The sequence below is a fragment of the Dietzia natronolimnaea genome (assembly GCF_002289575.1).
Lineage (GTDB): Bacteria > Actinomycetota > Actinomycetes > Mycobacteriales > Mycobacteriaceae > Dietzia > Dietzia natronolimnaea_A.
Genome location: NZ_NTGA01000037.1, coordinates 1 through 22,943, shown reverse-complemented (window position 1 = coordinate 22,943; position 22,943 = coordinate 1). Strand labels below are relative to the sequence as shown.

The following is a 22,943-nucleotide window of genomic DNA, read 5'->3' as shown; positions in this document are numbered from 1 at the left end:
CCTCAGATCCCCGTGAACTACCGGGGCTAATAGATGAGCGTGAGGACCGAGCCGCCATCAGACGTCCCCGCGCGTGCGGGCGGTGACGAGGGCGAGCGAGTCCACAGCGTTCTCCTGGATGGTCCTGGCGGGGTCGGGCTCACTGTAGGGGCCGGGTACGTCACCGCTGGGGTGGGCCGCTGCCGGGCCGCGAAAGGGAGGGTAGGTGGCCGGGGTGGCGTGAGGTTGCGTGTCGTGGACGGGGCTCGAGCCCGAAGACGACGACGACAACGGCCCGCCGCGGCCAGAATTGCTGCCACGGGTGTCGTCATCAGCGATTCCGTGCTTTCGCGCGGATCGACGAATGATCACGTGGCGGCGGCCCACTCTGCGAGGGCCCGTCGGATCGCCTCTGATCGATTGAGGTGCTCCCGATCCGCTCGGGCCATCACCGCCTTGAGCTCGGCTTCTGTCAATCGGACCGGAACCACTTGGGCCGCGTGTTCTGCCCGGGCCGGGCGACCCTTCCGCTTCTTCAACCAGGCGGGGTCGTATCCCTCTTCGGCCTCGGAAACCCAGTTGTCGAGTTGTTCCTCCGAGACTGGTTCCCCCTGAATTCTCCGGTCCATGACCACTATCGTAATACGAATCAACCGGTGCTGGAAGGCGGCAGTTCGCGGTTCGACCGCGTGCCTGGTGAGCGCTGCTGCGATCTGCGCGCGGGGTGCGCGCCCGGAATGGACCAAGCAGGGCGCACGGCCCGGCCTGCGGCGGGCAAAGAGAGCGCGTAGGACAAAGGGAGCGCGTAAGTCGGCGGGCGAGGCCGCGACACGCTCGACGGTGAGGTGGGGAAGCGAGGTGGGCGAGAGGCACAGGCAATCCCGCTCCACCCACCCCCAGCCCAGCCTCAACCCACCCCGCCAGGCGACGTGGAACAATGGCCCCCGGTACTGCAGCCACCCATCGCGGTGCCGGCCCAGAGACGATCCACGAACTTCCCCAAGGAGCACAGATGGCGCTTATCGAGCAGGTCGGAGCCCGGGAGATCCTCGATTCGCGAGGCAACCCCACCGTCGAGGTGGAGGTGCTTCTGGACGACGGCTCGTTCGCTCGGGCCGCCGTTCCCTCGGGCGCGTCGACCGGCGCCCACGAGGCCGTGGAGCTGCGCGACTCCGACGACCGCTACATGGGCAAGGGCGTGACCAAGGCCGTCGACGCCGTGCTGGACGTGCTGGCCCCCGCCGTGATCGGCATCCCCGCCGAGGAGCAGCGTCAGGTCGACGAGGCCCTCCTCGACGCCGACGGCACACCCAACAAGTCCACCGTCGGCGCCAACGCCATCCTCGGCGTCTCGCTCGCCGTGGCCCGCGCGGCCGCCGACTCGGCGAACCTCGAGCTGTACCGCTTCGTCGGCGGCGCCAACGCGCACGTCCTGCCGGTGCCCATGATGAACATCCTCAACGGCGGCGCCCACGCCGACTCGGGCGTGGACGTACAGGAGTTCATGATCGCCCCGATCGGTGCGCCCACCTTCCGCGAGGCCCTGCGCATGGGCGCCGAGGTGTACCACCACCTCAAGTCCGTGCTCAAGGACAAGGGCCTGTCGACCGGCCTGGGCGACGAGGGCGGCTTCGCCCCGTCTGTCGACTCCACCAAGGCGGCCCTCGACCTCATCGTCGAGGCCATCGAGAAAGCCGGCTACACCCTCGGCACCGACGTCGCGCTCGCGCTCGACGTGGCCGCGACCGAGTTCTACAAGGACGGCAAGTACCACTTCGAGGGCAAGCAGCTCTCCGCCGCCGAGATGGCCGACGTCTACGCCGACCTGGTGGCCAACTACTCCCTGGTCTCCATCGAGGACCCGCTCGACGAGGACGACTGGGAGGGCTGGAAGACGCTCACCGAGATGATCGGCAACAAGGTCCAGATCGTGGGCGACGATCTCTTTGTGACCAACCCCGAGCGCCTGCGCGACGGCATCGAGCAGGGCGCGGCCAACGCGCTGCTGGTCAAGGTCAACCAGATCGGCACGCTCACCGAGACGCTGGACGCCGTCGAGCTGGCGCACCGCAACCGCTACGCCACCATGATGTCGCACCGCTCGGGCGAGACCGAGGACACGACCATCGCCGACCTGGCGGTGGCCTGCAACTGCGGCCAGATCAAGACCGGTGCCCCGGCCCGCTCGGAGCGCGTGGCCAAGTACAACCAGCTCCTGCGCATCGAGGAGATGCTCGGGGACGCCGCCCGGTACGCCGGCGCCGGCGCCTTCCCGCGCTTCACCGCCTGAGCCAGGCCACGACGCCACTCGGGCACAGCACGCACAGTCCCACCAGGCTCAGTCCCACCAAGCCCAGCCCGTCAGCTAGGTAGTCGAGAGGAGGGCTCATGGCTCGCCCACCACGCCCTTCCGATCGACGGGGCTCGCCGGATCGCCGGGGCGACGGCCGCGATCGCGCGTCGTCCCGGCGTCCGGGGGAGGCGTCGGGGCCCATCCGCCGGGCCCCGCAGCGGGGTCGCACCCGCGGCGAGTCCACCGCTGATCCCGCCCGCCGGCAGACGCCCCAGCGGCGCACGCCCAGCCGCGAACGCGACCGGCCCGTCCCGGCGTCCGCCCGCTCCGGCAGGATCGGCACGACCGCGCATCCGGAGGCCCACCGTCTCACCACGCGCACGGACCTGTCCGACACCCTGTTGGGCCCGCGGAACTACACACCGCGGCGGATCGGGCTCCTCGCCGTCGTCGCCATCATCCTCCTGGTCACCGTCTCGTTCCCGCTGCGCAATCACTACCAATTCCTGCGCGACGAGAAGACCGTGGCGCAGGAGCGGGCCGCGCTCGAGGCGACGATCGCCGAGCTCGAGGCCGAGGAGCAGATGCTCTCGGACCCGGCGTACATCGAGCAGCAGGCCCGCATCCGTTTTGGCGCCGTGAAGCCGGGGGAGACCCCGTACCGCGTGTCCATGGTTGACCCGATCGAGCAGGCCGTGGCCGAGCAGAAGGCCGCCGAGCTGGCGGCGCAGCCGTGGCAGACGCGCGTGTGGAACTCCATCGCCGAGCCCGCCGACCCGATCATGCCGGAGGACTCGGCGGTGCTCGAGGGCACATCCATTCCCGGCGGCCCCGACACCCCGCCGGTGCCGGTCGTGCCCGGCGTGCCCGGCGCCGACGACCCCGCCGCCCCCATCCCGGGCGGCGTCCAAGACCAATCACAGGAGGACCCCCCAGCGTGAGCGCCGAGCAGAGCGTGACCAGCGAAGACCTCGACGCGATCCAGGCCCAGCTGGGCCGGCCGCCGCGGGGCGTGCTGGAGGTGTCCTACCGCAGCCCCGACGGCCAGCCCGGGGTGGTCAAGACCGCGCCGCGGCTGGAGGACGGCACCCCGTTCCCCACGCTGTACTACCTCACCGATCCGCGGCTCACCGCCGAGGCGAGTCGGCAGGAGTCCGCGGGGATCATGAGGGGGATGACGACGAGGTTGGCCCAGGAGCCCGAGCTGGCGGCCAACTATCTGCAGGCGCACGAGCGGTTCCTGGCCAAGCGCAACGAGATCGAGGACCTGGGCACGGACTTCAGCGGGGGCGGCATGCCCGATCGTGTGAAGTGCCTGCACGTGCTCATGGCGTACGCGCTGGCCGAGGGGCCGGGCGTGGTGTGGTTGGGCGACGAGTCCGTGGCGCTGGCCTGCGAGGCCGGACTGCGCGGCACGGCGCTGCCGGAGGACTGGCCGACCCCCGAGGAGCTGGGAGTGCCCGATTACCTCGCTATGGACGAGCAGTGACCATGCCTGGCGGTGTTGATTCAGTTCGTGTCGGCGCGGTGGACTGCGGCACCAACTCGATTCGCCTCCTGGTCGCCGAGGGCATTCCCGGCGAGGCCGGGCTCACCGACGTCACGCGCGAGATGCGAATCATCCGGCTCGGCGAGGGCGTCGACGGGACCGGGCGGCTCTCGGACGGTGCCCTCTCCCGCTGCCGTACCGCCCTGACCGACTACACCGCCACGATGGCAGAGCTCGGCGTGCAGTCGGTGCGGATGGTCGCCACGTCCGCCACGCGCGACGCCCGCAACAAGGACGAGTTCTTCGGCATGACCGCCGAGGTCCTGGGCAAGCACTTCCCGGGCGCGCAGGCCGAAGTGATCTCCGGCCAGACCGAGGCGGAGTTGACCTTCGCCGGCGGGGTGTCGGATCTGTCGCCAGCCGACGGCCCGTTCGTGGTGACCGACCTCGGCGGCGGGTCCACGGAGATCGTGGTGGGCGAGCTCGTCGGCGGAGAGGTGCGCCTACTTGGCGCCCGGAGCCTGGACATCGGGTGTGTGCGAATCACAGAGCGGGTGCTGCACTCGGATCCACCCACCGCCGCCGAGATCGTCGAGGCCCGTGCGGTGATCGCCGCCGCGCTGGCCGAGGCCGGCGATGTCCCGGTGGGCCGCGCGGCCCGTTGGGTGGGCGTTGCGGGCACGTTCACTACTCTGTCGGCGCTGGCGCAGGAGCTGGGGGAGTACGACCCCGAGCGGATACACAGCAGCGTGATCCCTTTGGAGCGGATGCGAGAGGTCTGCGGTGGCTTGGTGGTCTCGACGGTGGCCGAGCGCCGCGCACTGGGGCCGATGCACCCGGGCCGCGCGGACGTGATCGGCGGGGGAGCGATCGTAGTGCAGGCGCTGTGTGATGAGATGTTTGAGCGCGCGGGGTTGTCTGAGCTCACGGTGAGTGAGAAGGACATCCTGGACGGCATCGCGATGTCGGTGCTTGCGCGATTAGCGGGCTGAGCTGGGTTCCTCCAGCTCGGTTTGGCGCGGCCCGTCCATCAGACCCCCCATAGCCCAATTGGCAGAGGCAGACGGCTTAAAACCGTTTCAGTGTCGGTTCGAGTCCGACTGGGGGGACGGCATATTCGACACGCGTAATGTCTCTCGGATCGCTCGACACCTTTGTAGAGTAAACATTCGTAACTTCGATTAGTGAGAGTAGGTGCGCGTGGACGTCTTCGAGATCCGGCGGCGTCTGGTCGACGACTACCGTCGGTACACGACCTCGTTCGTGGACATTCTCGATCCCCGCATCAAGGAGTTCGTCGACGGCGAGCTCGAGCGGGGCCGCCAGTGGCCCGAACCCTGGATTTCCCTCAACCCATCCTTTGCCTCAGGCGGCAGCATCGCCGATCTCGTGGACGAAGGTCTCCTGCACCCGGAGACGGTGAGCATCTTCCGTGCGGGCAAGACCGCGGCGGGGGCGGCCGGGGAGACGATCACGCTCCACAGGCACCAGCGTGACGCGATCGTTGCCGCCCGCACGGGGGAGAGCTACGTGCTCACGACGGGGACCGGGTCAGGAAAGTCGCTAGCGTATATCATCCCGGTCGTCGATGCGGTGCTGAGACGCCCCCGGGTGCCTGGAGTGAAGGCGATCATCGTCTATCCGATGAACGCCTTGGCCAACTCGCAGCTGGGCGAGCTGGAGAAGTTTCTCACCTGGGGGTACGGCGAGGAAAGTAAGCCGGTGACCTTCGCCCGCTACACCGGGCAGGAGGACGACGAGGAGCGCGAACGCATCCTTCGTGATCCACCGGACATCCTCCTCACCAACTACGTGATGCTCGAACTCGTCCTCACGCGTCCGGAGGAGCGGCGGCGACTCGTGGAGGCGGCGGAGGGTCTAAGTTTCCTCGTACTGGACGAGCTGCACACGTATCGCGGGAGGCAGGGGGCGGACGTCGGCCTACTCGTGCGCCGACTCCGTCAGGCCTGCCGCGCGCCGCGGCTGCAGTGCGTGGGGACCTCAGCCACCATGACAACCGGTGGTTCTCGGGCCGACCAGCGGGCCGCCGTCGCAGAGGTCGCCTCCCGGGTGTTCGGTACGGAGGTCAGACCGGATCACGTCATCGGTGAGACGCTGGCCCGGGCCACCGACGCGGCGGCGGAGACGGACATTGCCGGATTGCGGAACGAAGTCGCACTCGGCGGTGCCTTCTCCACCTACTCGCAGCTCGTCAATTCTCCGCTCGCAGCGTGGGTCGAGTCGACGTTCGGTCTGGCGGTGGACGAGGCTGACGGCGACCTGGTGCGGCAGGTGCCGCGCCGCCTGGAGGAGGAGGCGGCGCCGCGGTTGGCCGACGTGACCGGTCTAACGATGGACGAGTGCGCGACGGCAATACGGCGGATGCTTCTCGCCGGTTCTGCGGCCGTGAGTCCGCAGACCGGTCGTCCGCTGTTCGCGTTCCGCCTGCATCAGTTCCTCTCCAAGGGCGACACGGTGTACGTCTCGTTGGAGGAGGAGCAGAGTCGCCATCTGACTTCCAAGTATCAGCGCTCCGTCCCCGGAAAGTCTGGCGCGGTGCTCTTCCCTCTGTCGTTCTGCCGGGAGTGCGGGCAGGAGTACATCGTGGTGTCTCGCCGCACGAATGCCGAGGGTTCGGTGTGCTTCGCACCGCGTCGCGACAGGGATGTGGCGGAGCCGGACGAGCGCTCCGGGTATCTCTACATCCGTTCCGAGCATCCGTGGCCAGTGGATCCGATCCAGGAGTCGCGCCTCCCGGAGTCGTGGGTGGTGGCAGGTCAGGTCATCGACCGTCGCCGCCGTTTCGTCCCCCAGCGGATCCAGGTCGATCTCGGCGGTCGACAGGTGTCGTCCGAAGGCACGGAAGCCGCGTTCGTTCCCGCGCCGTTCACCTTCTGCCTCAACTGCAAGGTCACGTACGAGCAGGTCCGAGGCAAGGACTTCGGCAAGCTCGCAGCCTTGGATGCGGAGGGGCGAAGTTCGGCGGTCACGGTCGTGTCGACGAGCATCGTCGAGTCCCTTCACTCCCCGGCCGCGGCCGACCTGCGGCTTGAGGCGAGGAAGCTCCTCACGTTCGTGGACAACCGTCAGGACGCGAGCCTGCAGGCGGGTCACCTCAACGACTTTGTTCAGATTTCCCAGCTCCGCGGCGCGCTCTGCCGGGCGCTGTCAAAGGCGCCGAAGGGCATCGGCCATGAGGACCTCGCCGAGCGGGTCGTCGCGGCACTGGACCTGCCGTTCGAGGCGTACGCGGAGAATCCCTACGCGCAGTTCGGCCTGCGGCGGAAGACGGAGAAGGCGCTGCGGGACTTGGTCGAGTACCGTCTTTTCGTGGATCTGCAGCGCGGGTGGCGGATCACCATGCCCAATCTCGAGCAGACCGGACTGCTCACCATCGAGTACGACTCGCTCGCGGAAATCGCCGAGGCGGAGCAGCTCTGGGAGGGTGCGCACACGACGCTGCGGGATCTGGCACCGGAACGGCGAGCAGAGATCTGCCGGGTCCTCCTCGACGAGTTTCGCGCCCGGGCCCTCGCAATCGATGCAGCATGCCTGGGGCAGGAGGGGTTCGACCGCTTGTGGCGGCAGGCGCGCGACACCCTCACCGGGGTGTGGTCGGTCGGACAGAGCGAGCAGGTGGTGCAGACCGGGTCGGTGATCCCAAAGAGTGGCGTCGAGGGTGGGCCGCGACGCGACCTCTTCCTCTCCGGGCGATCGAACTTCGGCAGGTACTTGCGTGATCAGCTCACGCTCGCGGACGGCACCCGCCTCGACTCGGTCGATGCCGAGGCATGCATCCTCGACCTGCTCACGATCCTCGAGTCCGCGGGGTTGCTCACTCGGACTCTCGATCGCGCCAAGGGCGGCCCGGGTTTCCAACTCAAACCCTCCGCGTTGGTGTGGAGAGCAGGTGACGGCGTGGTGTCGGGTGATCCGCTCCGCAAGACGGTCAACGACGACAAGGGCTCGCGCGTCAACGCCTTCTTCCGCGACCTGTACTCGGATCGCGCGCAGGAGCTGGCCGGGATCGAGGCTCGAGAACACACCGCGCAGGTTTCTCCAGAGGTGCGCCAGGAGCGGGAACGTGAGTTCCGGACCGGGGAGCTTCCGCTGCTGTTCTGTTCACCGACCATGGAGCTCGGCGTGGACATCGCCAGCCTCAATGCGGTGTCGATGCGGAACGTGCCACCGACTCCGGCCAACTACGCGCAGCGCAGCGGGCGGGCGGGGCGGTCGGGACAGCCGGCTCTGGTCACCACGTACTGCGCTACCGGCAATGCGCACGACCAGTACTACTTCCGTCGTAGTGCTGACATGGTCGCCGGCTCGGTGGCCGCGCCGAGACTCGACCTCGCCAACGAGGCGCTGCTCCGGAGCCACCTGCGTGCGGTGTGGCTCGCCGAGACGGGTATCCGTTTCGGTTCGGCGCTTCCGGATCTCGTCGACACCTCGGGGGAGGAGCCGACCCTCGACTTCGACTCGGATCTCCGACGGCGACTCGACGACCCCGGCGTGATCGATCGGGCCTCTTATCTGGCCGGGCGGCTCGTCGAGCCGATGCTAGAGGAGCTTCGCGCGACGGCGTGGTGGTACGAGGGCTGGGTTGGCGACATTGTGGCGGCCGCACCGGAGGATCTCGACAGGTCCTGCGACAGGTGGCGTGACCTCTACCGTGCCGCCTTGACGGATCAGCACGAACAGAACCAGAACGTCCTCCGAACGGACCGCTCGAAGCGCGACGCGGAGAATGCGGCGCGACGGCGCGGAGAGGCGGAGAGCCAGCTCAGGCTCTTGCGCAACGAAGACCGCGGGCAGCGGTACTCGGACTTCTACACCTATCGCTACCTCGCGTCCGAGGGCTTCCTTCCGGGCTACAGCTTTCCGAGGCTGCCGCTTGCCGCGTACGTGCCCCCGCAGCGGGGGTCGGCCCGCGGCCAGGGCGGCGAGTACCTGCAGCGCCCCCGCTTTCTGGCCATCTCCGAATTCGGCCCGAGGGCGCTGCTCTACCACGAGGGTGCCCGCTACGAGGTGGCACGCGTCCAGGTGCCGATGGCGGCGGGCGGCAAGGGGACGGTCGACACCCGAGAGGCCCGCCGATGCGAGTCCTGCGGCTACCACCACGATCGGAGACCGGGCGGCGACGTCTGCGAGAACTGTGGCGAGGGGCTGGGCGTACCGTTGCGGGGGCTCATGCACCTGCAGACCGTGTTCACTCGTCGTCGGGAGCGGATCTCCAGTGACGAGGAGGAGCGGCGCCGGGCCGGCTATGAGCTGCAGACGTCCTTCCGCTTCGCACGACACGGAAGCGCGACGGGCCGCCTGGATGCCACGGTTCTCGTCGGGTCCGATGCTGTCGCTGAGCTGCACTACGGCGATACGGCCGAGGTCCGGATCGCCAACCTGGGCCTGCGCCGACGCAAGGTCAAGGAGGACTTGGGCTATTGGCTGGACGCGGCCACCGGTCACTGGCTCTCGGAGAAGAAGGCCCTCGAGCTCGACGACGAGGTGGAGGCGGCCGAGGACTCTACCGTATGGTCGGCCCAGCGCGTCGTGCCATACGTGCAGGACGTCCGCAACATCCTCGTGTGGCGACTCGCGGAGCCGGTCGCTGAAGAGACGGCCGTCACTCTTCAATACGCGCTGGAACGCGGGATGGAAGCGGAGTTTCAGCTGGAGGACTCCGAGCTGGCCAGCGAGGCGCTCCCGGACCCGGACCTGTGTGGACGTGTCCTGTTCACCGAGTCCGCCGAAGGGGGCGCCGGCGTCCTGAAGCGTCTCCAGTCGGAGCCGACAGCGCTCGCGGCGGTCGCACGGCGCGCGCTGGAGATCCTTCACTTCGATCCGGTGACAGGCCAGGATCTGGCCGGGCGTGGACTCGACGGACAGTCGCACGCGGAGGACTCCTGCGTGCGCGCCTGCTACGACTGCCTGCTCTCGTACGCGAACCAGTTCGACCACGACCGGATCGACCGCCACTCCGTTGTCGAGCTGCTCCTCCGGCTCACCTCCTCGACCACGACTGCGTCCCGCAAGGAACCGGACAAGGCCAAGCAAGTCGACACCCTGCGCGGCGCCTGCGCGTCCGACCTGGAGCGCCGCTTCCTCGACCTTTTGTGCGAGCGGGATCTGGCACTACCCGACGAGGTCCATCCGCATCCCACCGGGCTGGGCGTCCGCCCGGACTTCGCGTTCCACCTGCCTGGCGGTGCGGTCGCGGTCTTCCTCGACTCGGAGGGCTCGGAGAACCAGGCCGGACGGGACCTGGACGCGGAGGACCAACTCTTCGACGCCGGGTGGATGGTGGTGCGCTTCGGCGACGAGGCATCCTGGCGTGAGCAGCTCGGGAGATACTCCGAGGTCTTCGGAAAGGGCAGAACCGCATGAGTTACGCGCCGGGAGCGCTGGTCCACGCGCGTGGACGGGAATGGGTGGTCCTTCCCGAGAGCGCCGAGGACTTCCTCGTCGTCAGGCCCCTCGGCGGGGATCAGGACGACGTCACGGGAGTGTTCCCGGAGGAGGCCGAGAGCGCCTCGTTTCCGGTGCCCGAGCCCGGTGACCTCGGCGACCAGTCCAGCGCAAGGCTGCTGCGCAGCGCGCTCCGCCTGGGTTTTCGCTCGAGCGCGGGGCCCTTCCGGTCCTTCGGCCAGATCGCCGTCGAGCCGCGGGCGTACCAGCTCGTCCCGCTGCTCATGGCGCTGAGAGAGCCGGTGACGCGCCTGCTCATCGCCGACGACGTCGGAATCGGCAAGACCGTCGAGGCCGGTCTGGTCGCCACGGAGCTCCTCGCTCTGGGTGAGGCGCGGGGAGTGTCGGTGCTGTGCAGCCCGGCGCTGGCCGAGCAGTGGCAGTCCGAGTTGCGCGAGAAGTTCGGGCTCGAGGCGGAGGTGGTGCTCCCCAGTACAGCGCACCGGCTGGAGAAGTCTCTTCTCGGCGACGAGTCCATTTTCGACCGGTTCCCGGTCACCGTGGTGTCCACCGACTTCATCAAGTCCGATCGGAGGCGCCATGAGTTCCTGCGGACGTGTCCCGACTTGGTGATCGTCGACGAGGCGCACACCTGTGTGGCCGCCGCGGGGTTGGCTGGGAAGGGGCGGACCCAGCGTTTCGAGCTCGTGTCCGCTCTCGCGGCCGACAAGGACCGGCACCTCATCCTGGTCACCGCGACCCCGCACAGCGGCAAGGAGGAGTCCTTCCGCAACCTCGTGGGCCTGCTGGATCCAGCGCTCGCCGAGGTGAACCTGGACACGGAGTCGGGCCGGAGGTTGCTCGCGCGGCACTTCGTCCAGCGGCGGCGTCGGGACATCCGTCGCTACCTGGACCAGAACACCCCGTTCCCGACCGACCGTGAGACCAAGGAGGTCCCGTACCGGCTCAGCCCGGCGTACGCAGAGCTGTTCGAGGACGTCCTGGAATACACGCGAAGCACCGTCGTGTCGGCCATTGGTGGGGTCGAGGCACGTGTGAGCTGGTGGTCGGCGCTGGCACTGCTCCGCGCATTAGCTTCGTCGCCGCGAGCCGCCAGGAGGACCCTTGAGACTCGATCGGCCGCAACGGCCGTGGAGTCGGTTGAGGCGGCGGATGCGATCGGCCGGTCGGTGGTGCTCGACCTGGCCGACGACGAGGCCGTGGAAGCGGCGGACGCCACCCCGGGCGCCGACACGGGCGTGGCCACATCGGTCCTGCGAGGTTTCCGTGACCGTGCCTTGGCGTTGGAGGGCGCGGCCGACGCCAAGCTCAAGGCGGTCGCGGCACAGGTCAAAGCCCTTCTCGCCGAAGGGGACCAGCCGATCGTCTTCTGCCGATTCATCGACACCGCCGAGTATGTCGCCGAGCATCTGGGACGGAGCCTCGGCAAGAACACCACGGTCGCCGCGGTGACCGGCACCCTGCCTCCAGACGAGCGGTCGGCGAGGATCGCCGAGCTCGCGTCGGTGGAGGGCGCCAAGGTGCTGGTCGCAACCGACTGCCTCTCGGAGGGCGTCAACCTCCAGGAGCATTTCCACGCTGTCATCCACTACGACCTCGCCTGGAACCCGACCCGCCACGAGCAGCGCGAGGGACGCGTGGATCGGTTCGGCCAGCGGCGCGATGTGGTCCGGGCGGTGACGATGTACGGGCAGGACAACAAGATCGACGGCATCGTGTTGGAGGTCCTGCTGCGCAAGCACGAACAGATCCGTAAGGCAACCGGCGTGTCGGTTCCGGTTCCGGCCAGCAGTGACCAGGTGGTCGAGGCACTGGTGGAGGGGCTGCTCCTCCGTGGTCATACTGGCGAGCAGGGCACGCTCGACCTGGAGCTGGTGGCCAAGCGGGAGGCGCTGGAGTCGGAGTGGCTCAGCGCGGCCGAGCGGGAGTCGGGCGCGGTCACCAAGTACGCCCAGCACACCATCCACCCCGGCGAGGTGCAGCAGGAGCTCGACGAGCTGCGCCGGGCCGTGGGGTCGACGGCCGAGGTGGACGCCTTCGTCCGGGAGTCCCTCCAGGGCCTGCGGTCGACGCTCACCGCCACGCCTCGGGGCTTCGCGGCGACGCTGGCCGGACTTCCGCCGGCGCTGGTGGACTCCCTGCCGCCCTCCGGCGGTGAGCGGATCGAGTTCGTTTCCGACCATCCGGTCCCCAAGGGGGCGGCGGTGCTGCACCGCACGGACGACGCGGTGGAGGCCGTCGCCCGCTTCGTCCTGGAATCGGCACTGGATCCCTCTCTGCCGGACGAGAACCGGGTCGCGCGCAGGTGTGCGGTCGTGCGTACCGGAGAGGTGAAGACGGCGACCACCGTCCTGGTCCTGCGGTATCGCTTCCAACTGGAGCTGCCGTCCCGCGAGCGGGGGGTGCGCCGATCGGTGGCGGAGGAGGTCGCCACGGTGGGGTACACCTCTGGTACGGAGGGGCCGGAGTGGTTGGACGACGACGAGGTGGCGGCGGTCTTGGGTGCCACCGCGTCGGGCAACGTCATGACGTCGCATGCCGAACGCATGATGGAGCGGACGCTGGCCAGGCTCCCCGGCGTGCGGGGCCGGATAGACGAGTACGGGGAGCATCGGGCCCAGGCACTCATGGATTCGCATCGTCGGGTACGGCAGGCGTCGAGGGACGTCACCCGCGGACTCAAGGTGGTGGGCGAGCACGCGGCTGACGTCTTGGGCGTGTTTGTGTTCCTTCCGGAAGCGGGGGTGTGAGGCATGGCCGCGCGCGAGTTCGTCGGCATCCAGATTCAGGGGTCGGTGATTCCCGCGGAGATCCTGGCCGCCGTGTCCGGCGCGGAGGACCTGCCCGGTGCCTCCTCCGCGGACTACCACCTTGCCGCCGGGGAGAGTCTCCGCGAGGCGGCGAACCGGGTGTGGGCCTACCTCACGGGCGTCTGGGCGGCCTTCCGGGAACAGGAGTCGCGCCTGTCGGAGGGGGATCTGGGAACCACGCTCACCCGCGAGCGGTGGCTGCTCATCCTGCTGGACCAGCTGGGCTACGGACGCGTGCCGGCCTCACCGTCGGGCGGGATTAAGGTCGACGACAAGAGCGTGCCGGTTTCCCACCAGTGGGAGCGGGTGCCGATCCACCTGCTGGGCGCCGGTGTGGACCTCGATCGCCGGCAGGCCGGAGTCCGCGGCGCGGCATCGAGCTCTCCGCAGTCGATGGTGCAGGAGCTGCTCAACCGCTCCAGTGAGCACCTGTGGGCGATCCTGTCCAACGGCCACCGTCTGCGGCTGCTCCGGGATTCCACCTCACTGGTGGGGTCGGCGTACGTGGAGTTCGACCTCGAGGCGATCTTCGACGGCGACCTCTTCTCCGACTTCGTGGTGCTGTACGGGGTGTGCCACCAGTCCCGGGTGGAGGTCCTCGACGTCGAGGTGGGGCCGGCCTCATGTTGGTTGGAGCGGTGGCGGACGGAGGGCATCCAGCGCGGCACGCGCGCGCTCAACCAGCTCCGCGACGGCGTGGTGACAGCACTCGAGCATCTCGGCAGCGGCTTTCGCGGTCATCCCGCCAACGATGCACTGCGCGCGCGCTTCGACGCGGGCGAGTTGAGCCTGGACGACTACAACCACGCACTCCTGCGCGTGGTCTACCGGCTACTGTGCACGTTCGTGGCGGAGGACCGTGGGGTCCTCCTCGATCCGGCGGCGGAGCCGGGGGCCCGGTCGCGGTACATCGAGTACTTCTCCTCGGCGCGATTGCGGCGGTCCGCGCGGCGCCGGCCGGGCGGCCGACACGGGGACAAGTGGGCGACGCAGGTCAGGGTGTGGTCGGCGTTGGGCTCTGTCGACGGGGAGCCCCGGCTGGGCCTCAGGGGTATCGGCGGCCTGTTCGAGGATGGGCCACTCGATGTGCTCGGCGAGTGCGCGCTGACCAATCAGTCGCTGCATTCGGCGGTGCGTGCCCTGTCGGTGACGCGCGACCCCAAGACCGGTGCCGCGCGGGTGGTGGACTATCGGCACCTCGGCGCGGAAGAGCTGGGGTCGATCTACGAGTCGCTACTGGAGTTCGTGCCCTCGTGGGACGCGACGCAGCGCCGGTACCGCCTGGGGACGGCGGCGGGCAATCAGCGCAAGACCACGGGCTCGTACTACACGCCCACCTCGCTCATCGACAGCCTGCTGGACACCTCGCTGGACCCGGTGCTGGACCGCGCAGCTGCGCAGCCCGACCCGGAGGACGCGCTGCTCGCACTCACCGTGGTGGACCCCGCCTGTGGCTCGGGGCACTTCCTGGTGGCGGCGGCCAGGCGCATCGCCAAGAGACTCGCCACGGTGCGGACCGGGGATCCGGAGCCGCCCCCGGAGCAGGTGCGTCAAGCGGTCGTCGACGTGGTGTCCCGATGCATCTTCGGGGTGGACGTGAACCCCTTGTCTGCGGAGCTGGCCAAGGTGTCGCTGTGGTTGGAGTCGATGGCGCCTGGACAGCCGATGCCGTTCCTCGACTCGCAGATCCGGGTGGGCAACGCGCTCATCGGTGCGACGCCGGCGCTGGTGGCCGCGGGCGTGCCGGACGCGGCGTTCAAGGTCCTGGATGGGGACGACAGGGCGACCGTCTCCCGGCTCAAGAAAGAGAACAAGAGTGAGCGCAACGACGGCGCTCAAGGCCTGTTCGACGTAGCTCAGCCTGCGGAGGGGAATGCCGAACTTGCCGAGCGGATGCGGACGCTCGCCGCGACCCCGGTGTCCTCCTTGCTCGATGTGCACGTCCAGCAGGGACGCCTCCAGGCGTACGAGGACTCGGACGAATACCGCCGCCGGAAGCGGGTGGCGGATGCCTGGTGCGCGTCCTTCGTGTGGCCCAAGGCCCCGGGTGAGGCGACGCCGATCACCACCGGGACCCTTCGGAAACTCGAAGACGGGCAGGATTTGGATGCCGGCGCTGCCGCCGAGTTGGAGGTATTGGTCGCCCGATACCGCTTCTTCCACTGGCACCTCGAGTTCCCGCAGGTGTTTCCGGTGGACGGGGAGTCCGTCGTAGAGGGGCCCGGATGGTCGGGCGGCTTCGACGTGGTGCTGGGCAACCCCCCGTGGGAGCACATCGAGCTGAAGGAACAGGAATTCTTTGACGCTCGAGACCCAGACATCGCGCAGGCGAGTGGCGCGAGGAGGAAGACACTCATTAGAAAACTTGATGAGTCGAATCCCGCCCTGGGCGTCGAGTTCAAGCGAGAGAAGCGCAGGATCGACGGCTTCCGGCACTTCGCTGCGACGAGCGGGAATTACCCCCTGTGCGGTGTCGGTCGAATCAAGACTGACCCGCTTTTCGCCGAGCAAGGTCGGGTGATTCTTGCGCCGGCAGGACGCTTCGGAATGGTTCTGCCCACAGGAATTGCGACCGACTTCACGACTAGCGCGTACTTTAAGAACTTGGTTGAGACGAATGCGCTGGCGAGCCTGTTCGACTTTGAGAATCAAGGCAAGAAGTTCTTTGCAGGCGTACATGCCAGCTACAAGTTCGCCCTTCTCACGCTAGTCGGTCGCAACTCCCGAGTACCACAGGCCGAGTTCGCGTTCTTCCTTCATGACGCCGCAGACCTGGCTCGCGAGGGCGTGCGGTTCGAGCTCACCCCGGAGGAAATCACGCTGCTCAACCCCAACACGGGGACGTGTCCGATCTTCCGTACTCGGCGCGACGCGGAGATAACCCTCGGCATCTATCGCCGCGTGCCGGTGCTGGTCAACGAGAACGACCCGATCAACGGCAACCCGTGGGGCGTGACGTTCAAACAGGGGCTCTTCAACATGACGTCCGACTCCCATCTCTTCCACACCCGCGAGGAATTAGAGGACGACGGCTGGGTTCTCAACGGCAACGTGTTCGAGCGCGAAATCGACGGGGGGGGGGGTCGAGATTATGCAGCCCCTCTATGAGGCCAAGATGATCCACCACTTCGACACCCGATGGGCCACCTATGAGCCCGACGGCTCGACCCGCCTCATGACCGAGGCCGAGAAGGCCGACCGTACGCCGCCGATGCCGCGCTACTGGGTGGAGCAGTCCGAAGTCGACGCCAAGCTCAATGGCAAGTGGGACAAGCAGTGGCTCCTCGGCTGGCGCGACATCTGCCGAGCGACAGACGAGCGGACGACAATCCTCACGATGCTTCCGCGAGTACCGGTCGGAAATAAGATCCCGCTGATGCTGCCGGATTCGACACGCTCGGCCGCGGCCAGGCTCCAGTTATTCGGATCGTCGTTCGTCGCTGACTTCGCCAGTCGCCAGAAGCTGGGCAGCACGACGATGAACTTCTTCATCCTCATGCAGGTTCCGTTCGCCTCGCCGGATCAAATGGTTCCGGGTTTGGGCTTCGATCGGGGTCAGCGAAGCTGGCTCGACCTCCGAGTCGATCTGCTCAATAGCTGGGTCGCGGACGAGGCCCGGCGGCGCGCAATTCGTGCGGAGCTCGACGCCTACTGCTTCCATCTCTACGGCTGCTCGCGAGATGAGGTGGACTACATCATGGAGACGTTCCCCATTATCAAGCGCAAAGACCTCGCCGACTTCGGCGACTTCCGAACCAAGGAGATGATCCTGCAGTCCTACGACGCGATGGCCGAATCCATCGCCACTGGCGCGCCGTACGCGTCCCCCTCCGAGGAGGTCTCCCCATGACCGACACCGTCGAGCGAATGCTTCCGCTTTACCAGGGCGTGATGATCGCGCACTACGACCATCGTGCGGCGGATGTCATCCGCAGTGAGACCGCGCTCAAGAGGCAGAACCAGCCTCGCTACTTGTCGGACGCAGAGAAAGCCGATCCGAAACGATTCCCGATACCGATGTACTGGGTCCGCGAGGAACTGGTGGACTCCTCCGAACCCTGGCGGCTCGCGTTCTGCGACGTCACTAGCGCCACCAACGAGAGAACCTTGGTTCCCGCCGCGATTCCGGCATACGGTTCGAATCACAAGGTCCCGCTGATCCGGGTTACAGCTCCTAACCTGGACCGACTCGCCCTACTTGCCGTGATGTCCTCAATAGCATTCGACTACTTGGTACGGCAGAAGCTAGGCGGGACTTCCATGACCTATTTCTACCTTCGTCAAATACCGACTCCGTCTCCCACATACCTACAGCAGACATGCCCGTTCAAGCAGACGTCGAGTTGGACTGCGTGGCTCGCCGCCAAGGCTATCTATCTCGTGTCAACCTCCGAGGACATACGCGACGATCTGGCCGAAGGTGGGGCTGATGCCGACATCTTTCGATGGGATCCGAAGGCTCGACGCGCAGTGCGTGCCGAGATGGACGCCGCCTGCTTCCACCTCTACGGAGTCGACCGTGACGACGTCGACTACATCATGGAGACCTTCCCGATCGTCAAGCGAAAGGACGTGGCCGAGTTCGGCGATTTCCGGACCAGGCGCATGATCTTGGAGGTCTACGACGCGATGGCTGATGCGATCCGTACGGGTATCCCTTACTCGTCCCCATTCGATGCTGCCGGAGAGGTGTCCGCAGATGCCTGATCCGGCAGACCCGAAGAAGATCCGATACGGGATGATCCAACTGTTCATTCTGGACACGCTGGCCAAGGCGGACCAGCCGATGCGTATCAACGAGGTCCGCGCGGTCCTCGATAGCGCCGTCGACTTCTCTCCGCACGAACGTGAGGTCGGCGGGACGAAGAATCAGTCAAGGTGGCGCGCAGTGGCGGGATTTCAGTTCGCCCCGCTTCAGGCCGCGCAGTTGATCGTCAAGTCGCCCGCGGGGTTCACGATCACCGAGGCAGGCAGAGAACTCCTTACTTCGTATCCCAATCCGTACGCCAAGGAAGCCGATGAGGTTGCAGTACTCACCCGGCTCGCGTACCAGGAAAAGCGCAGGCTCGATGGCTACGCGGACTCGCGCTACGCGGTGGTCGGTGCGGTGCTCGACATGCTCGACAATGACCAATGGGTGGCGGTGTCGGACCTGGCCGACCTCTCGGGTCTGAACTCGACTGCCGTGCTCACATATCTCACCGATACGGCCCCCGAGCAGCGCGTGCAGGTGCTCGACGCCCAGGGCCGGGAGCTTTCGCATGCGTACCCGGATCTCGGGTGGGCGCTCGGGCAGAAGGCTGAGCTTCAGAAACACGGATTCGAATTCGACTCCCCAGGCCTGGCGGACCCCCGTTCTCGTCTGTACGCGGAAGAGGTGAGGCCTGCCCTCGAAGAATCAGGGGTCATAGTCGCTCCAGCTCGACGAGCGTGGTTGGTGCGCGGCTCGTCAGTCGACGGCCAGGACATCACCGCACTCTGGCGAGAACACCGATTCGTCTCGCTCGCCGCCACCAAACTGCGGCCGGGGCTGACCGGCGGGATGTCGCGGGACGAGCTCAAGGCTGTCGTCGACGTCGACTACTCCCACGCCAGCTATGCCAAGCGGATGTCCAAGCTGGACGAGTTTCTGTTCTTCCTTTCGCGAATGCGCGACGGCGACATCGTGGCCACCACCTCCCAGGGGCGGCTCTACGTCGGTGAGATCGCCGGAGCGCCCGAATCCGTCTCCAGCGAGGACGGGCGGTCGAACCTGCGCCGCGACGTCGTGTGGGTCGCCGGCGAGGGCGCGGACTACAGCGATCTATCCAAGGAACTCGCCGCACGCCTACAGGTTCAACATGAGGTCGTCGACCTCACCGAGCAGCTCAGTGAGCTCGACGGCCTGCTCGGTGCCATGCGAGACGTCGAGCCTCTACCGCCCGTGCGGGAGCTGACGCTGCCCGATCCGGATCAGGACCTGGCCGACTCGCTCCACGTCCCGCTGGGGTGGCTTTCCGAGTGCGTGGAGCTGCTCCGCGAGCGGCCGCAGCTCATCTTCTACGGCCCCCCGGGCACGGGAAAGACCTACCTCGCCCGCAAGCTTGCCAAGCACCTCGCCGGCGAGAACGTCCGTCTTGTGCAATTCCACCCCGCCTACTCCTACGAGGACTTCTTCGAGGGGTACCGGCCCGTCGCCGGCGGCGGATTCGAACTGCGCCCCGGCCCCTTGCGGCAGATCGTCGAACAGGCCCGCGACAATCCGACGGCGCCGTACGTGCTCATCATCGATGAGATCAACCGCGGCAACCTCGCCAAGATCTTCGGCGAGCTGTACTTCCTCCTCGAGTACCGCGGCGACGCCGTCGACCTCCTCTATGCCGAATCTGGGGACTCCTCCGGTTTCACGCTTCCCGCCAACGTCCACATAATCGGCACGATGAACACAGCCGACCGGTCCATCGCCCTGGTCGATTCCGCGATGCGCCGCCGCTTCGCCTTTCTCCCGCTACACCCGGACCAGCCGCCGACAGAGGGGATCCTCCGGTCCTGGCTGTCCTCGCTGGGGCAGGATTCGCTTCGCGCGGACCTCCTGGACGCGCTCAACGCCCGGATAGACGACCCAGACTTCAAGATCGGCCCCAGCTACCTCATGACAAAGGAGGACCCGGGAGACGAGCTGGACACCTGGCTCCGCAGGGTGTGGAAGACCTCCATCCTCCCGCTCCTGGAGGAACACCACTTCGGCGACGGGACCGACGTGGCCAAACGCTACGGGTTGGACACGCTCCGTGCGCAAGTCGAACGCGGCGCGCCGGCTGAGCTGGGTATCGGTGACGATGACTCCTCGGACGCTGACACTCACTGAGGGGGCCGACCCGGAGCGGGTCCGTCTCCCTTCCGAGGTGGCCTACGCCATCGACTCGGGGAGCGCGCTTAGCCTTGAACGCACCGCGACACCGGGGGAGTACCTCCTGTCCTCGACCGGCAAGGTCGGCGTCGTCACCGCAGGGGAGTGGCAGATCGTCGTCGCACCTAAGATGCCCATCTCACGCCTAATCTTCCTACTCGGCTACGCCAAAGCGCCCGGCTTCTGGACCGACGACACGGTGCACGTCGACGCCGATGAGGACCTGGTCGGCGCGCTCATCTCCAGCTTCGTGCGTTTTACCCGCCGCGCCGTCGACCAGGGGGTCCTCCAAGGGTACGTGACCGTCGAGGACGTCGCCCCTGTTCTCCGTGGCCGGATCAACGAGAGCGAACAGATCCGCAGGGTCTACGGGCGCTCGATACCGCTTCACGTGAGGTACGACGACTACTCGGTCGACACCCCCGAGAACCGGATCCTGCTCACCGCCGTCCGGGCCGTCCTCCGGCTCCCGGTGGTGACGTCGCCCCAACGAGCGTCGCTGCACCGGATCATGATCGCGCTCGAGGCGGTCACTCCTTTGACCCGCGGCGCCGCACGGCCGGCGTGGACCTCATCCCGGCTAAACAGCCGCTTTGTCCCGGCACTCCGGCTGGCCGAGATGATCCTTGACGGGGAGTCGATCGAGCAACGGCACGGCCAGGTGGCGGTGCGGGGCTTCCTGGTTAACCTCAACAAGGTCTTCGAGGACTTCGTATGCGTGGCCTACTCCGAGGCGCTACGTGGCCACGACGGATACGGACGCCATCAACGGAAGTCATACCTGGATGACGGTGAGGCCGTCGAGATCAAACCGGACTTCCTCTGGCTGGGCGACGGTGAGAAGCCCGTCGCCGTGATGGACGCCAAGTACAAGGCCGAGAAACCGGCCGGGTACCCCAACGCCGACGTCTACCAGATGCTCGCCTACTGCACCGCGTTCGGACTCCGCGAGGGCCATCTCGTCTACGCCCGGGGTCAGGGCCCGGAGATCAGACACAATATCCCCGGAGTAGATATCACGGTGCACTGCCACGCGCTCGACCTTGAGGCGACGCCTGCGGACATCCTCGTGGAGATCGAACGCCTGGCCAGGTTGCTTGTATGCAACGAGTCACAAAGCGCCCCGTCCAAGCCGGAGATGGCATATGGTCGAGGGTGATAGCGCCCCTCCCAAGCCTCTCGACGATGCTCAAATGCGGGGGGCCACTCATATTTTCAGGAGTTCCCACGGTGAAACCATGGAAGTCGTGGCCCGAGGAGGTGGAACTCCTCCGCAGCCGGGGGTTGGAAATCGACGACGGCGAAGCATGCGTCGCCGCGCTCAAGCGGGTCAACTACTACCGGCTCTCCGGATACGCGAGGCATTTCCAGATTGACCCGGCGAGCGGCGACAACCGCTTCGAGCCCGGCACGCGCTTCGACGACATTCTCGCGCTCCACGACCTCGATGCCACGCTCCGGCAGGTGTTGATGGCGTCGCTCACCAAGTTAGAACTCGTGCTCCGCACCGGGTTCGCCTACGCGGTGGCCAGGGACAACTCTCCATGTGGAGGTTTCCTCTCCGACGAATTTTACGCGTCAGGCGGGCAGCGCGACTCAGTCGTGACCGGTATTCGACTGGACCTCGACCGGTCCAAGGACCACTACATCGCCCACTTCCGCGACGACTTCGCGGCGGATCAGTATGCCCGACTCCCGGTGTGGGCGGCCGTCGAAGCCCTTTCCTTCGGAACACTCTCCAAGTGCATCGAGCGTGCCCGTGCCATCGATGTCGTCGACCTTCTTAACGCCGAGTACGGGTTGGCCAAACAGGGCCTCGCGTATCGCATCAGGGCACTGGTCTACGTGCGGAACCGGTGCGCCCACCACAGCCGTCTGTGGAACCATCACGTTGTCGACGCTGGACCCACGCCGTCGAACGTGCGACACCGCGCTAAGAAGAGGTTCGGACAGTTCCACCCGCAGTCGGTAATGGACGTGATCGTCTCCCTCGACGACATTGCGACCCGAGCACTCGGCCAGGCAGGGCTCCTCGAGACCGTCGGGGAGCTGGTCCACTCGAACGATAGCTACTGGAAGGGACTTTCGACCCGAAGTAGCCCTGTTCGCGCAGAAAGCGCTCCCGTGGTGGCTCCAACTGCACGGGCCCTATCCGCCAATCCTCAACGAAACCATCATCAAATCCAGCTTTGCCCGGAGTGCGCCCGGCCCCCACATCAGCTGATCCCCCGGCCCTCCCTCGCCCCGGCGCGGCCTCGCCGCCCCCGCTCCTGGACTGCCCATCGGCGCACGACCCGCCATGACCTACAGCCCACCCACCTCGTAGGAGCCCCACGTGGAGTACGCGCAGATCGAGGCGCTGCGCGAGCGGCATCCCGCCTGGCGGATGCTGCGCGCCACGCACGCGCCGCTGCTGCTCACGGTGCTGGGTCGGTTCTTTGTAGAGGAGGGCCGCGGCGCCAGCTCCGAGGGGGAGCTTGTGGCGGCGCTGGACGACCAGCTCACGCCATCAACGCCCAAGGCCCGGAAAACCCGCGGTTCCTGCGCACGGCCGCCGAGTACCTGGTGGACTGGGCCGGTCCGGAGGCGGGCTTCCTGCGCCGCTTTTATCCGCTAGGCGCCGACGAGATCCACTACGACGCCACCGCGGCGCTGGAGAAGGCCTACGCCTGGGTGCAGGGGCTGGCCGAGCAGTCCTTCGTGGGCACCGAGTCGCGCCTGTCAGACCGCGGTGGACCTGCTGCGTCAGATCGCCCAGGGCACCGAGTCCGACCCCGCCAAGCGTCTGGACCAGCTCGAGCGCCGAAAGCAGGATATCGAGCGGGAGATCGCCCAGCTCCGCCAGGACCCGCAGTCCGGCCTGCTCGACCGCACCGCGGTGCGCGAGCGCTACCAGCAGTTCGCCACCACCGCCCGCGAACTGCTGGCCGATTTCCGCCAGGTGGAGGAGAACTTTCGCGCCCTGGACCGCTCGGCCCGCGAGCGCATTGCCACGTGGCAGGGCAGCAAGGGTGAGCTGCTGGGCAGAGCTGGTCCACGGCCGCAGCATGATCGACT

General features: G+C 67.3%; 14 protein-coding genes, 1 tRNA gene and 2 pseudogenes. 16 read left to right on the top strand and 1 reads right to left on the bottom strand.

Features of this window, described 5'->3' with window-relative positions; translation table 11 throughout:
• Positions 1-347: 347 nt before the first annotated feature.
• Positions 348-428, bottom strand: a complete 81-nt coding sequence (locus CEY15_RS19095) for a ribbon-helix-helix protein, CopG family (protein WP_342744914.1) — start codon at positions 426-428, stop codon at positions 348-350.
• A 563-nt stretch (positions 429-991) separates the two neighbouring features.
• Between CEY15_RS19095 and eno the strand changes: the two genes are divergently transcribed.
• From eno to CEY15_RS19040, 16 genes and pseudogenes are all read left to right on the top strand, one after another.
• Positions 992-2,269, top strand: coding sequence for a phosphopyruvate hydratase (gene eno, locus CEY15_RS16490; protein ID WP_095719339.1), 1,278 nt, complete (start codon positions 992-994; stop codon positions 2,267-2,269).
• Between the two features lie 98 nt (positions 2,270-2,367).
• Positions 2,368-3,213 (top strand): FtsB family cell division protein, encoded by an 846-nt coding sequence (locus CEY15_RS16485; protein WP_095719338.1) that lies wholly within the window; start codon positions 2,368-2,370, stop codon positions 3,211-3,213.
• Positions 3,210-3,761, top strand: coding sequence for a DUF501 domain-containing protein (locus CEY15_RS16480; protein WP_095719337.1), 552 nt, complete (start codon positions 3,210-3,212; stop codon positions 3,759-3,761). Before CEY15_RS16485 ends, CEY15_RS16480 begins: the two co-directional genes overlap by 4 nt.
• A gap of 2 nt (positions 3,762-3,763) precedes the next feature.
• Positions 3,764-4,753, top strand: coding sequence for a Ppx/GppA phosphatase family protein (locus tag CEY15_RS16475; protein WP_095719336.1), 990 nt, complete (start codon positions 3,764-3,766; stop codon positions 4,751-4,753).
• Positions 4,754-4,796: 43 nt separating this feature from the next.
• Positions 4,797-4,870, top strand: a tRNA-Leu gene (locus tag CEY15_RS16470).
• Between the two features lie 91 nt (positions 4,871-4,961).
• The gene (locus tag CEY15_RS16465) at positions 4,962-10,145 is read left to right on the top strand and encodes a DEAD/DEAH box helicase (protein ID WP_095719341.1); all 5,184 of its coding nucleotides are present in this window, start codon (positions 4,962-4,964) and stop codon (positions 10,143-10,145) included.
• Positions 10,142-12,937 carry a helicase-related protein gene (locus tag CEY15_RS16460; protein WP_095719335.1) on the top strand — a complete coding sequence of 932 codons (2,796 nt, stop codon included), beginning with the start codon at positions 10,142-10,144 and terminating at the stop codon, positions 12,935-12,937. Before CEY15_RS16465 ends, CEY15_RS16460 begins: the two co-directional genes overlap by 4 nt.
• Before the next feature lie 3 nt (positions 12,938-12,940).
• On the top strand, positions 12,941-16,105 hold the full coding sequence (locus CEY15_RS16455; protein WP_245847684.1) for an Eco57I restriction-modification methylase domain-containing protein: 3,165 nt from the start codon (positions 12,941-12,943) through the stop codon (positions 16,103-16,105).
• Positions 16,106-16,112: 7 nt separating this feature from the next.
• Positions 16,113-16,847, top strand: a complete 735-nt coding sequence (locus tag CEY15_RS18895; RefSeq protein WP_245847683.1) for a hypothetical protein — start codon at positions 16,113-16,115, stop codon at positions 16,845-16,847.
• Positions 16,844-17,704: a hypothetical protein gene (locus tag CEY15_RS16450; protein ID WP_095719334.1), complete on the top strand. Its 861-nt coding sequence runs from the start codon at positions 16,844-16,846 to the stop codon at positions 17,702-17,704. The genes CEY15_RS18895 and CEY15_RS16450 overlap by 4 nt, the downstream gene beginning before the upstream one ends.
• Positions 17,697-19,844: an McrB family protein gene (locus tag CEY15_RS16445; RefSeq protein WP_245847682.1), complete on the top strand. Its 2,148-nt coding sequence runs from the start codon at positions 17,697-17,699 to the stop codon at positions 19,842-19,844. Before CEY15_RS16450 ends, CEY15_RS16445 begins: the two co-directional genes overlap by 8 nt.
• Positions 19,816-21,045, top strand: coding sequence for an McrC family protein (locus tag CEY15_RS16440; protein WP_095719332.1), 1,230 nt, complete (start codon positions 19,816-19,818; stop codon positions 21,043-21,045). Before CEY15_RS16445 ends, CEY15_RS16440 begins: the two co-directional genes overlap by 29 nt.
• A pseudogene (locus CEY15_RS19130) lies at positions 20,988-21,710 on the top strand (Abi family protein); the annotation flags it as partial. The gene CEY15_RS16440 and the pseudogene CEY15_RS19130, both read left to right, overlap by 58 nt.
• Positions 21,711-22,272: 562 nt before the next feature.
• Positions 22,273-22,503 carry a hypothetical protein gene (locus CEY15_RS19050; RefSeq protein WP_281254076.1) on the top strand — a complete coding sequence of 77 codons (231 nt, stop codon included), beginning with the start codon at positions 22,273-22,275 and terminating at the stop codon, positions 22,501-22,503.
• A pseudogene (locus CEY15_RS19045) lies at positions 22,476-22,550 on the top strand (hypothetical protein); the annotation flags it as partial. The gene CEY15_RS19050 and the pseudogene CEY15_RS19045, both read left to right, overlap by 28 nt.
• A 67-nt stretch (positions 22,551-22,617) precedes the next feature.
• On the top strand, positions 22,618-22,943 hold a 326-nt coding region (locus CEY15_RS19040), incomplete at its 3' end, for a DUF3375 family protein (RefSeq protein WP_281254075.1).

Excerpts from the sequence above, each read along its gene's own strand:
- CEY15_RS19095 (WP_342744914.1), bottom strand. The coding sequence starts at position 428 with ATGGCCCGAGCGGATCGGGAGCACCTCAATCGATCAGAGGCGATCCGA.
- eno (WP_095719339.1), top strand. The coding sequence starts at position 992 with ATGGCGCTTATCGAGCAGGTCGGAGCCCGGGAGATCCTCGATTCGCGA.
- CEY15_RS16485 (WP_095719338.1), top strand. The coding sequence starts at position 2,368 with ATGGCTCGCCCACCACGCCCTTCCGATCGACGGGGCTCGCCGGATCGC.
- CEY15_RS16475 (WP_095719336.1), top strand. The coding sequence starts at position 3,764 with ATGCCTGGCGGTGTTGATTCAGTTCGTGTCGGCGCGGTGGACTGCGGC.
- CEY15_RS16460 (WP_095719335.1), top strand. The coding sequence starts at position 10,142 with ATGAGTTACGCGCCGGGAGCGCTGGTCCACGCGCGTGGACGGGAATGG.
- CEY15_RS16455 (WP_245847684.1), top strand. The coding sequence starts at position 12,941 with ATGGCCGCGCGCGAGTTCGTCGGCATCCAGATTCAGGGGTCGGTGATT.
- CEY15_RS18895 (WP_245847683.1), top strand. The coding sequence starts at position 16,113 with ATGATCCACCACTTCGACACCCGATGGGCCACCTATGAGCCCGACGGC.
- CEY15_RS16450 (WP_095719334.1), top strand. The coding sequence starts at position 16,844 with ATGACCGACACCGTCGAGCGAATGCTTCCGCTTTACCAGGGCGTGATG.
- CEY15_RS16445 (WP_245847682.1), top strand. The coding sequence starts at position 17,697 with ATGCCTGATCCGGCAGACCCGAAGAAGATCCGATACGGGATGATCCAA.
- CEY15_RS16440 (WP_095719332.1), top strand. The coding sequence starts at position 19,816 with ATGACTCCTCGGACGCTGACACTCACTGAGGGGGCCGACCCGGAGCGG.
- CEY15_RS19050 (WP_281254076.1), top strand. The coding sequence starts at position 22,273 with ATGCTGCGCGCCACGCACGCGCCGCTGCTGCTCACGGTGCTGGGTCGG.